Source organism: Novosphingobium sp. NDB2Meth1 (assembly GCF_900117425.1).
Lineage (GTDB): Bacteria > Pseudomonadota > Alphaproteobacteria > Sphingomonadales > Sphingomonadaceae > Novosphingobium.
The window spans coordinates 1-12,926 of record NZ_FPEH01000022.1 but is presented as its reverse complement, the minus strand read 5'-3'; the positions used below and the strand labels follow the sequence as shown (position 1 = coordinate 12,926).

19 protein-coding genes are annotated in these 12,926 nt (G+C 63.3%); 16 read left to right on the top strand and 3 right to left on the bottom strand.

The window, feature by feature from the left end; genetic code table 11:
• Positions 1-30: 30 nt before the first annotated feature.
• The 15 genes from NDB2M1_RS16070 (at position 31) to NDB2M1_RS16000 (ending at position 9,972) form a co-directional block, all read left to right on the top strand.
• Positions 31-519: an SRPBCC family protein gene (locus NDB2M1_RS16070; protein ID WP_037569984.1), complete on the top strand. Its 489-nt coding sequence runs from the start codon at positions 31-33 to the stop codon at positions 517-519.
• The gene (locus NDB2M1_RS16065; protein WP_072383895.1) at positions 516-890 is read left to right on the top strand and encodes a hypothetical protein; all 375 of its coding nucleotides are present in this window, start codon (positions 516-518) and stop codon (positions 888-890) included. The genes NDB2M1_RS16070 and NDB2M1_RS16065 overlap by 4 nt, the downstream gene beginning before the upstream one ends.
• Positions 891-935: 45 nt before the next feature.
• The gene (fliE, locus tag NDB2M1_RS16060; RefSeq protein WP_019368193.1) at positions 936-1,277 is read left to right on the top strand and encodes a flagellar hook-basal body complex protein FliE; all 342 of its coding nucleotides are present in this window, start codon (positions 936-938) and stop codon (positions 1,275-1,277) included.
• Between the two features lie 31 nt (positions 1,278-1,308).
• The gene (locus tag NDB2M1_RS16055; protein WP_072383894.1) at positions 1,309-2,196 is read left to right on the top strand and encodes a bestrophin family protein; all 888 of its coding nucleotides are present in this window, start codon (positions 1,309-1,311) and stop codon (positions 2,194-2,196) included.
• On the top strand, positions 2,196-2,585 hold the full coding sequence (locus NDB2M1_RS16050) for a hypothetical protein (protein WP_072383893.1): 390 nt from the start codon (positions 2,196-2,198) through the stop codon (positions 2,583-2,585). The genes NDB2M1_RS16055 and NDB2M1_RS16050 overlap by 1 nt, the downstream gene beginning before the upstream one ends.
• Positions 2,586-2,588: 3 nt before the next feature.
• On the top strand, positions 2,589-2,966 hold the full coding sequence (locus tag NDB2M1_RS16045; protein ID WP_253185916.1) for a hypothetical protein: 378 nt from the start codon (positions 2,589-2,591) through the stop codon (positions 2,964-2,966).
• Complete coding sequence (locus tag NDB2M1_RS16040; RefSeq protein ID WP_072383892.1) at positions 2,963-5,464, top strand: heavy metal translocating P-type ATPase; 2,502 nt, start codon at positions 2,963-2,965, stop codon at positions 5,462-5,464. Before NDB2M1_RS16045 ends, NDB2M1_RS16040 begins: the two co-directional genes overlap by 4 nt.
• Positions 5,461-6,393, top strand: coding sequence for an NAD(P)/FAD-dependent oxidoreductase (locus NDB2M1_RS16035; protein ID WP_072383891.1), 933 nt, complete (start codon positions 5,461-5,463; stop codon positions 6,391-6,393). The genes NDB2M1_RS16040 and NDB2M1_RS16035 overlap by 4 nt, the downstream gene beginning before the upstream one ends.
• Positions 6,394-6,439: 46 nt before the next feature.
• Positions 6,440-7,189, top strand: a complete 750-nt coding sequence (locus NDB2M1_RS16030; RefSeq protein WP_072383890.1) for an HAD-IIB family hydrolase — start codon at positions 6,440-6,442, stop codon at positions 7,187-7,189.
• Positions 7,190-7,281: 92 nt separating this feature from the next.
• Positions 7,282-7,737 (top strand): MgtC/SapB family protein, encoded by a 456-nt coding sequence (locus NDB2M1_RS16025; RefSeq protein WP_072383889.1) that lies wholly within the window; start codon positions 7,282-7,284, stop codon positions 7,735-7,737.
• Between the two features lie 98 nt (positions 7,738-7,835).
• Positions 7,836-8,213 (top strand): hypothetical protein, encoded by a 378-nt coding sequence (locus tag NDB2M1_RS16020; RefSeq protein ID WP_072383888.1) that lies wholly within the window; start codon positions 7,836-7,838, stop codon positions 8,211-8,213.
• Positions 8,214-8,225: 12 nt separating this feature from the next.
• Complete coding sequence (locus tag NDB2M1_RS16015; RefSeq protein WP_072383887.1) at positions 8,226-8,846, top strand: DedA family protein; 621 nt, start codon at positions 8,226-8,228, stop codon at positions 8,844-8,846.
• Positions 8,847-8,857: 11 nt separating this feature from the next.
• Positions 8,858-9,208: a DUF3147 family protein gene (locus NDB2M1_RS16010; RefSeq protein WP_072383941.1), complete on the top strand. Its 351-nt coding sequence runs from the start codon at positions 8,858-8,860 to the stop codon at positions 9,206-9,208.
• Positions 9,205-9,480 (top strand): hypothetical protein, encoded by a 276-nt coding sequence (locus tag NDB2M1_RS16005; protein ID WP_072383886.1) that lies wholly within the window; start codon positions 9,205-9,207, stop codon positions 9,478-9,480. The genes NDB2M1_RS16010 and NDB2M1_RS16005 overlap by 4 nt, the downstream gene beginning before the upstream one ends.
• Positions 9,481-9,600: 120 nt before the next feature.
• Positions 9,601-9,972, top strand: a complete 372-nt coding sequence (locus NDB2M1_RS16000) for a CopM family metallochaperone (protein WP_253185915.1) — start codon at positions 9,601-9,603, stop codon at positions 9,970-9,972.
• A gap of 16 nt (positions 9,973-9,988) precedes the next feature.
• Here the strand turns inward: NDB2M1_RS16000 and NDB2M1_RS22690 are convergent, their stop codons facing one another.
• The 3 genes from NDB2M1_RS22690 to NDB2M1_RS15980 form a co-directional block, all read right to left on the bottom strand.
• Entirely contained in the window at positions 9,989-10,174 is a 186-nt protein-coding gene (locus tag NDB2M1_RS22690) for a hypothetical protein (protein ID WP_157228613.1), read from the bottom strand.
• A 424-nt stretch (positions 10,175-10,598) separates the two neighbouring features.
• On the bottom strand, positions 10,599-10,916 hold the full coding sequence (locus tag NDB2M1_RS15985; protein ID WP_038293167.1) for a DUF7673 family protein: 318 nt from the start codon (positions 10,914-10,916) through the stop codon (positions 10,599-10,601).
• A gap of 21 nt (positions 10,917-10,937) precedes the next feature.
• Positions 10,938-11,549 carry a hypothetical protein gene (locus NDB2M1_RS15980; protein ID WP_072383883.1) on the bottom strand — a complete coding sequence of 204 codons (612 nt, stop codon included), beginning with the start codon at positions 11,547-11,549 and terminating at the stop codon, positions 10,938-10,940.
• 304 nt (positions 11,550-11,853) lie between these two features.
• Here NDB2M1_RS15980 and NDB2M1_RS15975 point away from each other — a divergent pair, with 304 nt between their 5' ends.
• Complete coding sequence (locus NDB2M1_RS15975; RefSeq protein WP_253185914.1) at positions 11,854-12,822, top strand: tyrosine-type recombinase/integrase; 969 nt, start codon at positions 11,854-11,856, stop codon at positions 12,820-12,822.
• The last annotated feature ends 104 nt before the right edge of the window (positions 12,823-12,926 follow it).

The window sequence follows — 12,926 nt, the reverse complement described above, 5'->3', positions numbered from 1 at the left end:
TCGCCCCGCTCATCTCTGGGAGATGGGGATATGCCTCGCACCATAACCAGCTCAATGCTTCACGGCGGGCCACTGCGGATCTGGTCGGCGATCACCGATCCGGATCATCGCCGGGCTTGGAGTCCGCTCGTATTCCTCGACAACCCGTGCCAGCTTGGCGAGACGGAATGTACCTTCGCGATCCAGGGCATCACCCGGCCAATTCGGACGCCGGCCCTGGTCGATCAATTCGATAAGCCGCACGCCTTCGCTTGGTCCTGCGGCATCCCTTATCTGTTCACGCTCGAAGAGCGGTACGAGCTGGCAGGGGACGACGGTGGCACCAGGCTAACACATAGCTGCACGCTGCGCGGGGCGCTGTCTCTGCCGTTCGCGGCGATGATGTTGCGTCGCCTGCGGTCCCTGATGATCGAGGCTGACGATCGCCTCGCAACCTATCTGCGCTGGCGGGTGGGTCAGCCTGCCCGTGGGATCAATCGTCAGCGCGTCCCCTCCCGGTACAGGAGGAAGGCGCGATGACGCCGTTGAAGCGGGTTCTGCCCGCCCTCATCCTCGTTATCGGGCTGGCGGCTTGCACGGAAAGCAAGCCGCCAGCCCCGCCAACGGAGCAGCAAATCCATTCGTCCGACAGCGCCGTGGCGACAGGGGAAATGGGGCGGCATCCGTATCGCTGTTCCGACGGGGAACCGCTGTTCGTCGATTTCAAGGACAATGGCCTGCAGATCGATTTGCGGCCCTCGAACAGCGGGCTGCCTATGACGCTGACGGCGCCGGCCCAGGGCCTGCAATATGTCGGCGAGACGGCCACCGCGACCTTCAAAGGATCGCAGCTCACAGTCGTGGAAGGGGATGGCCGCACCCGGACCTGCGAGCGGGAGGGCACCCGATGAGCCGCCCCGATTTCCAACCCGTCGCACTGCAAGGGGAGAGAAGCGATGTCTGACACGTCGATCTCAAATGTGATGGCCATTCGGGCCGAAGTGATCGCGCGAAGCCGCGCCTTGCGCGAGGCGCAGCCGACGGCACCGCCCGGCGTGACGCCGACCGCTCCGGCGTCGAACTTCGCCGATACCCTCAATGCCGTGGTCGCGAAGGTCAACGAGACCCAGGAGCAGGAGGATGTCGTCACCGAAGCATATGAGCGTGGCGAAACCACCGACATTGCAACCGTCGCGCTCATCCAGAGTCGCGCATCCATTACTTTCGAGGCGACCCTGCAAGTCCGGAACAAGCTGCTGTCCGCTTATCGGGACATCATGAACATGCCGATCGGATGACGATCGCTAAGAGATTTAGGGCGTAATTGATATGATTGTCGGCGCGAGGCCACGTTTTAGGCAGATCATTATCGAGGTTTGGAAGCCTCTCACGATCCTGTTCGTGTGGGACGTGGCGGTGACGGCATTCCACATGATGACCCCGATCAAGGAACCGCCTTTGCCGACGGCGCTGTTCGGCACTGCCATCGCGCTCTTCATGGGGTTTCGCACCAATGCTGCTTATGCTCGCTGGTGGGAGGCGCGCACTCTATGGGGCGCGCTCATCAATGCGTCGCGCAGCCTAGCCCGGATCACGCGCAGCCTGACCAAGGGGGAACCCGAGGGCAGTGAGATGCGGCACGACATCATTCTGCGGCAGATCGCCTTTGCGCACTCGATGCGCTGCCAGCTTCGCCGACAATCGCCCTATGAAGAGATTGCCCGGGTCGCCGGAACGGACGTCGCCGATATGGCGGTCGCTCGCCTGAACCCTGCCAACGCGCTCTTGGAGGACATATCGGGCATTTACGCCGACGCGCTCGCGGAAGGTCGGATTACCGAGATCCAGCAGGCGACTGTCGAGCGCGTCCTGATCGACATCGCCAATGCGCAGGGCGGCATGGAGCGGATCAAGAACACGCCGCTGCCCAATGGCTTTCGGTTCTTCCCGAATCTCTTCACGCGCGTGTTCTGCGTGCTGCTTCCGATCGCGCTGGTCAAATCCTTGGGCCTCGCCACGCCGATCGGATCGACGTTGATCGGCCTCGTGTTTCTCGCGGTGCTGAGCATCGGCGAGGATCTGACCGATCCGTTCGCCAATAGCGTCCACGACGTGCCCCTCACGGCCATGTGCCGCACGATCGAAATCGACCTTCTCCAGACGGCGGAACTGCCGGCCCCCGAGCCGCTGACGCCTGACCACGGGGTGCTGTGGTAATGGGTGTGCGCGCTTTTCTGCATCTGCCCGGCCTGGCGATTGCGCGCGCTGGCGCCGTTTTCGTTACCGGCGTGGTTGTAGGGGCGTGCAATCCAGTCCCCAGCGAACCCGCCGAGCCAGCTCACGATAAGCGGCTGACGCCAAGGCTGATCGCGCAACGCATCATGTATTGCGACGACGGCACCCGCGCCGATGTCGATTTCATCGACGACGGCTTGAAGATGGCCGTCACCTGGCTGCCGAAGGGCAGGACCGAGATCCTGCGCGCACAGCGAACCGGTGACGAGTTTCGCGGCGACCAGTCGCGGGCAGTCGTGGCGGGCGGGTCGATCGCCTTCACGCAGCGCGGGAAGATCCGCGTCTGTCATCGAACACCGGAGGAATCATAGGATATGCAGGCATTGCTCTACACGCTTGCGCCTGTGCTGGCCGTCGTAATCGGCGCGATCGTCGCGAGCCGCACCAAGCTGAAACCCAGCCTCGTGGCGGGCCTTCAGCATCTCGCAGCCGGCGTCGTGTTTGCGGCGGCAGCGACCGAAATCCTTCCCCAGGTCAAGCATGAGGCTTCGCCCAGCGCGACGCTGATCGGCGGGGCGGCGGGTGTCGCGACGATGCTGGGGCTCAAGGCATTCGAGGCCCGGTTCAAGGGACCGACGGCGCTGCTCGCCGCGATCGGCTTCGCCACTGCCGTCATCGCCATCAAGGGCGGTGTCGAAATCCTGCGCGACGCGCGCGCCGAGACCAAGAAAAGCGAAAGGAGGTCGTCATGAACGACAAGCTCGAACTCGATATACCAGTGCTGTTGCCGGACCTTCCCGACGCGGCTGACGCCTGCCTGGACCGTCTCGTATCAACCCTGACGAAGCGCGAAGGTGTCGAGCGGGCGCATGTGATCTGCCTCGACGGCGACACGCCAGCGGCGCTGTGCATCCATTTTGACGCCGCCAAACTGCCGCTGCCGCGTCTGCGCGAGATGGTGCGCGCCGCAGGCGCCGAGATCACCGAACGCTTCGGCCATGCGATCTGGCAGGTGACAGGTATCAGTCACGAACGTCGAGCGCGCACGATCAGCGATGCGCTGCGCGCCTTGCCGGGCGTGGTACAGGCAAGCGCGAGCACCAGCGGCTCGGTTCGGGTCGAATATGATCGCCGAGAGACCACCGAAGAGGAGGTGCGGGCCGCGCTTCGCAAGCTGAAGGTCGGTGTGGGCAAACGCGTCGCCGCAGACGAACATGCCGACCATGACCACGGCCCAGGAGGCCACGGCGCGGAAAAAGAGAAGCACGGCCCCGACGATGGTCACGACCATAGCCATGCCGAATTTCTTGGTCCCAATACCGAGCTGATCTTCGCGCTCGCCTGCGGCACGCTGCTGGGGATCGGGTTCGCGATCGAGAAGCTGGTGCCCAGCGCGCCGGGTTGGCTGCCGACCGCTTGCTATATCACGGCCTATTTCTTCGGCGGATTCTTCACGCTGCGCGAGGCGATCGACAACCTTCGGATGAAGAAGTTCGAGATCGACACCTTGATGCTGGTCGCTGCCGCTGGCGCTGCTGCGTTGGGCGCATGGGCCGAAGGCGCGCTGCTGCTGTTCCTGTTCAGCATCGGCCACGCGCTAGAGCATTATGCTATGGGTCGCGCCAAGAAGGCGATCGAGGCGCTGGCGAAGCTTGCGCCCGAAACAGCGACCGTTCGGCGCGACGGGCAGACCATCGAAATCCCGGTCGAACAGATGGTCGTCGGGGACATCGCCATCGTCCGCCCGAACGAGCGCCTGCCTGCGGACGGCTTCGTCATCAAGGGCACCAGCGCGATCAACCAGGCCCCGGTGACGGGCGAAAGCATCCCGGTCGACAAGGTGCCGGTCGCGGACGCGGCGGCAGCGCGCGCCAAGCCCGATGCGGTGGACGCGGAAAGTCGGGTGTTCGCCGGTACGATCAACGGCGGCGGCGCGATCGAGATCGAGGTGACACGCCGTTCCAACGAAAGCGCGCTCGCCAAGGTCGTGAAGATGGTGAGCGAGGCAGAGACGCAGAAGTCGCCGACGCAGCGCTTTACCGATCGGTTCGAGCGGGTGTTCGTGCCTGCCGTCCTGCTCCTGTCGGTGGTCCTGCTGTTCGCATGGGTGGTCGTCGACGAACCGTTTCGCGACAGCTTTTATCGCGCGATGGCGGTGCTGGTGGCGGCAAGCCCGTGCGCGCTCGCCATCGCGACGCCCAGCGCGGTCCTGTCCGGCGTCGCGCGGGCGGCGCGCGGCGGCGTGCTGGTGAAGGGTGGCGCGCCCTTGGAAAATCTCGGCTCGTTGAAGGCGATCGCCTTCGACAAGACCGGCACGCTGACTGAAGGGCGTCCGCGCATCACTGATGTCGTGCCCGTCGATGGCGCCGATGAAGGCGAGTTGCTGGCGCTGGCTGTCGCCGTCGAAGCGTTGAGCGACCATCCCCTGGCCCAAGCGATCGTCAAGGACGGCCGCGAACGTCTGAACGATCGTGCCGTGCCGACTGCCGGCGACCTCAAGAGCCTGACCGGTCGGGGCGTCACCGCGAGCGTGGATGGCGAGACGGTGTGGATCGGCAAGGCCGAGATGTTCGGAAGTGAGGGCATTCCGGCGCTGGGGCAGGGCGCGCAGGACGCAATCGCGAAGCTGCGCGAGAACGGCCGCACGACTATGGTGGTCCGCAAGGGGGACCGCGACCTGGGCGCGATCGGCCTGATGGACACGCCTCGCGAAGCTGCCAAGACCGCGTTGCGTCGGCTGCACGAGATGGGCGTGTCGCGGATGATAATGATCTCCGGCGATCACCAGAAAGTCGCCGAAGCGATCGCCGACGAAGTCGGGATCGACGAAGCGTGGGGCGACCTCATGCCCGAAGACAAGGTTGCCGCGATCAAGAAGCTCGCCGGCGAAGACAAGGTCGCGATGGTGGGCGACGGCGTGAACGATGCGCCGGCGATGGCAAGCGCCACGGTCGGCATCGCGATGGGCGCGGCGGGGTCGGACGTTGCGCTGGAGACAGCCGACGTGGCGCTGATGGCCGACGATCTGGCGCACCTGCCATTCGCAGTCGGTCTTAGTCGGCACACGCGCTGGATCATTCGCCAGAACGTCTTCGTCAGCTTGGGCGTCGTCGCCTTCTTGGTGCCTGCCACCATCCTCGGCCTTGGCATCGGCCCAGCGGTAGCGGTCCACGAGGGATCGACGCTGCTCGTCGTCATCAATGCGCTCAGGCTGCTCGCCTACCGCGATCCAGCGGGGAAGGCGGCATGAGCGCTTATCAGGCAAATGTGCTGATCGTGGGGGGAGGGCCTGCGGGCCTGACCGCCGCGATCTATCTTGCCCGCTATCGTCGGCGGGTCATCGTGGTCGACGCGGGGCATAGTCGCGCGAAATGGATTCCCCGTTCGCACAATCACGCCGGCTTTCCGGAAGGGATCAACGGTGGGGAATTGCTCGGTCGGATGCGCGCGCAGGCAGAGCGATACGGCGCGATCATTCTCGACGGCCGAATTGATGCGGCGACAGGATCACAAGACGCCTTCGAGGCGCAAGGCGGCGACCTGACGATCGCAGCCCGTTCGATCCTGATTGCGACAGGGGTGGAAAATCGCCGACCTGAAATGGACGGCGAAACCCATCGCGATGCGCTCGATCGCGGATTGCTGCGCTACTGCCCGGTATGCGACGGATACGAAGCGACCGACCAAGCGATCGGCGTCATTGGTGCCGATACGCATGGGGTGGCCGAAGCGCTGTTCCTGCGAACTTATTCCGATCGGATCACGCTGGTCGCGCACAACTCGGTGGACCTGAGCGAGAATGACCGGACGGAACTCGACGCGGCAGGGGTGTCAGTCGCATCGAGTCCGCTTGATCGACTTGATTTTTCCGGCGACCGAGCGCGCTTGCACCTGGTCGACGGAAGCGTGCTGGATGCCGACACGATCTATCCCGCGCTCGGTTCCGACAGCAACAATGCCTTGGCCCGCCAGCTCGACGTGGAGTTGAGTGACGATAGTTGCATCATCGTCGATCCACACCAACGCACCAGTGTCAGCGGTATCTATGCAGCCGGTGATATCGTCATGTCGCTGGACCAGATCAGCGTTGCGATGGGCCATGCCGCCATCGCTGCCACAGCTCTTCACAACGACCTTCGGCGCCGCGACGGTGAGACGATCAGCCGCAAGGCGTCCTGATGATTGTCCTGTCGAGATCCTGCGACCGATCATTCGGAGATGACCAATGAAATGGCTGATCGCCTTCGACCTCGACGGCACGCTTGCGGAGAGCAAGCGCCCTTTATCGGAGGATATGGCCGCAACCCTCGCCCGATTGCTCGCCGTCACCGACGTGGCGGTAATCTCGGGCGGGGACTGGCCGCAATTCGAAAAGCAGGTTGCTTCACGCCTTCCTGTGGATGCCGCCCTCGACCGCCTTTGGTTGATGCCGACCACGGGCACAAAGCTCTACCGGTTCATCAATGGCGCTTGGCGCGCTGTCTATACCGAGTTGTTCGACGACGCGGAGAGAGGGAGGATCCGCACGGCCTTCGATCGAGCGCTCGCCGATGCCGGCATCGCTGATGAACGCATTTGGGGTGAACGGATCGAGGATCGCGGTAGCCAGATTACCTTTTCAGGGCTTGGCCAGGCAGCGCCGCTGAAGGAAAAGGAAGCGTGGGATCCTGACCGAAAGAAGCGCACCGCGTTGCAGGCGACCTTGCGCGCGGCGCTGCCGGACCTCTCGATCAATCTTGGCGGCACGACATCGATCGACGTGACGAGGGCAGGGGTCGACAAAGGCTATGGCCTGAAGCGTCTGAGTGCCGAAAGCGGCGTGCCGCTCGATGCAATGCTGTTCATCGGCGATGCGATTTTCCCCGGCGGGAATGACTATCCTGCTGCTGAAATCGGCCTCGATACGGTGAAGGTGCGCGACGTAGCCGAGACCACTGCCGTCGTGACCGCCATCATCGCATGTCTGCACCGCTAGGATCGCCGATGTTCGCGACCATCGCCTTCCCCGGTGAGACATTCCACCATTTCCTCCGATCTGGAGCAATCGCGTAGAACAGGCAGGCCGACATGTTTCAAAGCTCGTGGTGGGAGATCGCCACCCATATCATCAGTCTCGCCTCCGCCTACGCGCTCGCCCTGCCGGTTGGCTGGGATCGGGAGAGGGATGCGCGCAGCGCAGGTATCCGAACCTTCCCACTGGTCGCCATTGCGAGTTGCGGGTTCGTGCTGGTGGGCATCGCAATCCTCGGCCGCACGTCTCCTGCGCAAGCCAGGTTGCTCGAAGGTCTGATTACCGGCGTCGGCTTTATCGGGGGTGGCGCCATCCTGAAGAAAGGCAGCAAAGCGTCGGGCACGGCAACAGCGGCCAGCTTATGGGCTACCGGGGCGCTCGGCGCGGCGGTCGGCTATGGCCTCTATGATATCGCCGTCATTCTGAGCGCCACCACCTTCCTCACGTTGCGTTGTTCTCGTCCGCTCAAGCGCGCCAGCAAAAGCGACGTCGGCACCCCCGCAAGCCCATGACGGCCTCTCAGGCGCCTCGATGGCCGCGGCCCGTTCGCGCGCTTACTAAACGCTGGACGCCGGCGAGCAGCATCGCGGCGCAGGATCGCCAACATCGCTTGCTGCGCTGGGCGACACTGCTGGAGCGCAATCCGCATCGGATCATCGGTTTGCTTTCTCCCTCCTGGGCGGGCGGTGATGCGCGCGGCCCAATCGTCGATCGGCCGAGCGCGATCGATGTCGCATGGGACGACGTGGTGCTGCGCGCGATGGGGCTGGCGGGGCGGTCACGCGCCAATGTGAAGGCGTTTTTCGGGCTGTCGGATGCGGAGCTGGATCGCATTGCCGCAGGCTCCTGGCGGTGTCCAATCCGCCCCGCTTGGCAAGTCGCCGTGCGGATCAGGAACGTCGAGTGTCCGCGACTGGAAAACCGGATCGTAGGGTCCGTCTTCGCCTTCCTGCTCGCATTCTGCGCGATTTTCTATTGGGTCTTCTGACGAGGCTGGCTTGTGTTCGACATCATAACATCGATCCTCTCAGCGCTCGGCGGCTTCGGCGTCTTCCTGCTGATGCTGGCCGAAAACGTCTTCCCGCCGATCCCATCGGAAGTGATCTTGCCGCTCGCAGGCTACACGGCTGCGCAAGGACGCGGCTCGCTGTTGATGATCGTTGTCGCCGGCACCCTCGGATCGGCTGCAGGGGCAGTGCTGTGGTACTATGTCGGCCGCTGGATCGGCATCGATCGGTTGAAGCGCTTCGCGTCCCGTCACGGCCGATGGCTTACGCTGACACCGGGCGAGGTCGATCATGTCGACCGCTGGTTCGACCGCTATGGCCATTGGGCGGTTCTGTTCGGCCGTATGGTCCCGGGGGTCCGGACATTGATTTCAGTCCCCGCAGGGGTCAGCGGGATGCCGCTCGGCCCGTTCCTGCTCTCGACGCTTGCCGGCTCCGCAATATGGACCGTGATCCTAGTGCTGGCGGGGTACGAGCTGGGCGAACGCTATAATCAGGTGGCGAACGTCATCGAGCCGGTCAGCAACGGCGTGCTCGCACTGGCCGTCATCTGGTATCTCTGGCGAGTTGCGACCTTCGGGCGCTCACGGCGCCGATCGGATCGGCATCACTGATGGGCTCTCCGATGCTCTATCTCGCAAGCAAAGCCATCATCTCGGCCATATTGATCGCGGCGGCGTCGGAAGTGGCGAAGCGCTACCCCGGATTTGGAGCGCTAATTGCGTCGCTGCCGGTGGTATCGGTACTCGGCATGATATGGCTGTGGCACGACCGGCCTGATGCGACGAACATGGCGGCACATGCGCAGGCGACATTCTGGTTCGTCCTGCCCTCGTTGCCGATGTTTTTGTTGATCCCGGGCCTTCTGCGTCACGGCGTCGGCTTCTGGCCAGCCCTTGCAGCCGGGTGCGGCCTTACCATCCTGCTTTATTTTGCGATGGTCTTCGCACTCCAGCGCCTCGACATCGCTTTATGACTTCGATCATCAACCAAAGGGTCAGCGCAATGATAAACAGCAATCAACGCGGGCTCATTGCCGCTGCTGCAACGATCCTCCTCGCCGGATGCGGACTGATTAAACCACGGGATGCGGGCTATTTCCGTTTCCACGCGGAAGAGGCGAGGCTGGTCGTCACGCGCTGCGAGCGGGGGCAGGAAACCGGCAGCGACTGCCAAGCTGCGGCCCAAGCCGTGGCCGAACTCGATGCCGCTGCGCTTCGGCAGTCCCCTGCCAAGGGCGGACGCTAGGCCGGGCATGATCGCCGACGATGAACGGGTGGTGCCGAAGCGCGCCGCCAAGAGCCGCGCCATCAACTGAGACCCCGCCACTGGAGAAGAACTGCTATGGTCAGATTTAATAGGACGCTCGTGCTGACGCTGGCGATGGCCGCTGGGCTGATGCCGCTTGCCGCGAGCGCACAACATACCCAACACGCTTCCGGCGCATCGCAGGGTGATGCTTTAGGCCGCCGAGCCGATCCGCCCGCAACCAAGGCCTACCGGGCCGCAAATGCCAAGATGCATGGCGATATGGACGTGGCCTTCACCGGAGATGCCGACGCCGACTTCATGCGCGCGATGATCCCGCACCATGAAGGCGCGATCGCGATGGCCGAAGTTGAATTGAAATACGGCCGCGATCCCGCCGTTCGTCGGCTTGCGGCCGAAGTGGTGGCTACACAGCGGCGCGAAATCGCAGAAATGCGGGCTTGGCTTGCACGCCGGGAAGCCCGCAAATAGCGGCCGACTAGGGCGATCAGCAATCACCGCCGTCAATGGTGGCGGCGGTGATGCCTTGGGCGGGAATGACGATCGTGGTGCCGATCGCGTGCGTGGTAGCGTGCTTGGTATCGGGGATAGTCGGCATAATAGCTATTCCCGTAGTAGGGCTGGGAATGGCGATAGCCATGACTGGAAACCACCACGCCGCCGTGTCGGCCATAGTTGCCGTGGCCTCCATAGCCGCTATGACTGCTGGAATGGCCGCCACCATGATGCTGAGCCAGCGCAGCGCCGGGTGCCAGCGTCGCTAATAGCCCTGTCGCAATCCAGAATAATTTACGCATCTCTACTCTCCCGTCATCGCCATCACGGACGAATGACTTATGCGGCCATGAGTAGAGACTGCCCTTTGAATAGCGACTGAACGTCCTATTGGTCGCGTACAGATGCCACGTGCGCGGCGAAACTGCCGCGCCCGCCCCGAAACTCCCCAACAACTGCGCCCCGATCCCAATGGCCGGACAGAATGCCCCGGCGAGGGATGCTTCCGACCGGCCTCCGGCGCGCGGCGAGTAGCCGCGCGCGGCGCGTGTCACGGTCGATCAGCTCGCCGGTCGAAATATCTACCGCGCTGCGCAGCGGGATCATTCCGGCCGCCATTGCTCGACCAGCGCCGCCATCGCATCGCGGTATCCCCAAGCATCGGGATAAACGGTCGGCTCCTGCGCCAGATACGCCATGTCGATCAGCATATCCTCCGAAATGGATGGATCGCAGTTGCACAGGTGGAGAACCGGGAAGTGCCCCCATGTCGCGCCATCCCACCATGCCAACAAGAAGTCGGCTGCCCGCGATGCTTGTCCGGTATCTGACCCGGCGATCACGATCAGGCGGCAGATAGCCTGACCGACTTCATCGAAGCTGACAGCTCGGATCGCAGGGCGGCGTTGAGGTAGATTCATGAGACTTGGTTCCTGCTGCCTTCAAGGGTGGAAGGGGACGGGGACCAACAGCGCGTCGTCGATCGGCTCGACGTCACGTAGTTCCACCATCACGATCTTCTCTACCCGTTCGGCGCCGGTCGGATCGAGATAAACATAGGTGTGATCCGCAAAGACCGGACTGCACAAGCGCCAGATGACACCTTTCCGACCAACGCGGCGTTCCGCGCGGCCATCATAGGATGCGAAAGCGCCCGCTATGCGGACCCGCTGCGCGATCCGCAGCCAATTGGCTGCGCCGTTGATGACGGCGGCCTGTTCCTCTGGCGAAAGAGCCGGTCGGCCGATGCCGAACGTCGCTTGGGGATCGCGCGCGATCCGGGACAGCTTCTCCTCAACCGGCTCCGGTTTCCAGTCCACGACTGGCCCCGGCGCAGCCTTGTGCATATGCGTCACCGGCTTTCCGCCGAGTAGGTCGGGCTGCACGCCGACAAGGCGGCGGTGGAACATCGCCTTGTGATAGGCGCGTCGCCATTGTGCCTCCGGGGTCAGCGGCTTGCCGGTTGGACCGTCGCGCATGATAGCGACCAGCTCGTTGAAGGTTGCCTCGCTAACGGTCGCGATATTGAGGTCATAGACCAGTCGCGCCGCCACGCCCCGGCCCTCGTCGGGGCCGGGATCGTGAGGGCGCTCATGCCGCCTCGTCCATTTCGGGGGCCGTCTCAACGGCCATGCGGCTCAAAAGCCAATCGGACGCATCTTGCGCGAGGCGGGCGGCGGTGAAGATGCACCGCTTGTCGTTGCGCAGGGCCTGGAGTAATCGCGAGGTGTCGATAATGTGAAGGAACGCGGTTTCAGTGTCTGAAATGCGCAGAATTGCGACGTTATCTGACGGGCTTTGCTCCGCATTATTTCTCGACGAACCTCTGCGGTCGTTTGACCTGCAGAGGAGCCGTCAATGCCGAATACCGATTGCGAACTGATCGCCGAACTCAAAGCCGCACTGATCACCCAACGATACAGCCCGGTGGTGACCGGGAACTACTGCGCCTATGCGCGCGGGTTCCTCGACTATCTTGCCCGGCGCAGCATCCCGATCGCGGAGGTGACCGAGGCGCAGGTGGGGTACTATTTGCACCATGCGATCACGATGTTCCGCAAACGTCATGGCCGACCACCAGGGCCGTGTTGGCACTCCATTCCGCGTTCTGGAATCCACGCCCTACTGCGGCTTGCACAGGGCCGTTGGCCACCCGCGCCCAAAGCGACATGTGCTGCTGACACGCTGCGCTTTACGATTTGCGACGAATACGAGATCTGGCTGCGCGAGGAGCGGGGCCTTGCGGAGCGCAGCATCTACGCATTGATGTGGGAAGGTCGGAACTTCCTGACCTGGCAGCTTGATCGATGCGGCGTCGAGTGTCTCATGGAAATGAGCGTCGGCGACATCGACCGTTACATGGATATGCGCAGCCCGCACCAAACGCGCAAATCGGTGAAGGACGTGGCGGAGCGTCTTCGCTCGCTGTTGCGTTATCTGCACCGTACGCGCCGCACCGCAATCGACTTGTCGCCGCACGTCATCGCCCCGCTATTGTATGCCTATGAAGGGGTGCCCTCGATCCTGGAGCGCGATCAGATCGCCGCCGTTCTGGAAACCGCGAGCAAAGACACAACGCCTATCGGGCTCAGAGATCAGGCGATCCTGCAACTGCTGGCGACTTATGGTCTGAGGTCCGGCGAAATCCGCAATCTGAAGATCGAGGATATTGACTGGCGGACGGAATCGATCCGCATCCTCCACACCAAGACCCGTGCCTGTTCCTATCTTCCGTTGATGGCTCCGGTGGGCGAAGCCATCCTCACCTATCTGCGCTCGGGACGACCGCAAACTGACGCCCGTGTGTTGATTGCCACTGAGAAGTGACCCGGGAGAGGCCGTAATTTCCACTGAGATTTGACCCATGTTCTGATCGTTCCCTTGGCTGGCAGTCGGGGGATCATGGAGTGATCGACATGGCGTTATTGAGT

Coding starts and splice junctions, on each gene's coding strand:
- NDB2M1_RS15985 (WP_038293167.1), bottom strand. CDS start 10,916: ATGAATCTACCTCAACGCCGCCCTGCGATCCGAGCTGTCAGCTTCGAT.
- NDB2M1_RS15975 (WP_253185914.1), top strand. CDS start 11,854: ATGCCGAATACCGATTGCGAACTGATCGCCGAACTCAAAGCCGCACTG.
- NDB2M1_RS16025 (WP_072383889.1), top strand. CDS start 7,282: ATGTTTCAAAGCTCGTGGTGGGAGATCGCCACCCATATCATCAGTCTC.
- fliE (WP_019368193.1), top strand. CDS start 936: ATGTCTGACACGTCGATCTCAAATGTGATGGCCATTCGGGCCGAAGTG.
- NDB2M1_RS16045 (WP_253185916.1), top strand. CDS start 2,589: ATGCAGGCATTGCTCTACACGCTTGCGCCTGTGCTGGCCGTCGTAATC.
- NDB2M1_RS16035 (WP_072383891.1), top strand. CDS start 5,461: ATGAGCGCTTATCAGGCAAATGTGCTGATCGTGGGGGGAGGGCCTGCG.
- NDB2M1_RS16005 (WP_072383886.1), top strand. CDS start 9,205: ATGACTTCGATCATCAACCAAAGGGTCAGCGCAATGATAAACAGCAAT.
- NDB2M1_RS16055 (WP_072383894.1), top strand. CDS start 1,309: ATGATTGTCGGCGCGAGGCCACGTTTTAGGCAGATCATTATCGAGGTT.
- NDB2M1_RS16070 (WP_037569984.1), top strand. CDS start 31: ATGCCTCGCACCATAACCAGCTCAATGCTTCACGGCGGGCCACTGCGG.
- NDB2M1_RS16030 (WP_072383890.1), top strand. CDS start 6,440: ATGAAATGGCTGATCGCCTTCGACCTCGACGGCACGCTTGCGGAGAGC.
- NDB2M1_RS16065 (WP_072383895.1), top strand. CDS start 516: ATGACGCCGTTGAAGCGGGTTCTGCCCGCCCTCATCCTCGTTATCGGG.
- NDB2M1_RS22690 (WP_157228613.1), bottom strand. CDS start 10,174: ATGGCCGACACGGCGGCGTGGTGGTTTCCAGTCATGGCTATCGCCATT.
- NDB2M1_RS16010 (WP_072383941.1), top strand. CDS start 8,858: ATGCTCTATCTCGCAAGCAAAGCCATCATCTCGGCCATATTGATCGCG.
- NDB2M1_RS16040 (WP_072383892.1), top strand. CDS start 2,963: ATGAACGACAAGCTCGAACTCGATATACCAGTGCTGTTGCCGGACCTT.
- NDB2M1_RS16050 (WP_072383893.1), top strand. CDS start 2,196: ATGGGTGTGCGCGCTTTTCTGCATCTGCCCGGCCTGGCGATTGCGCGC.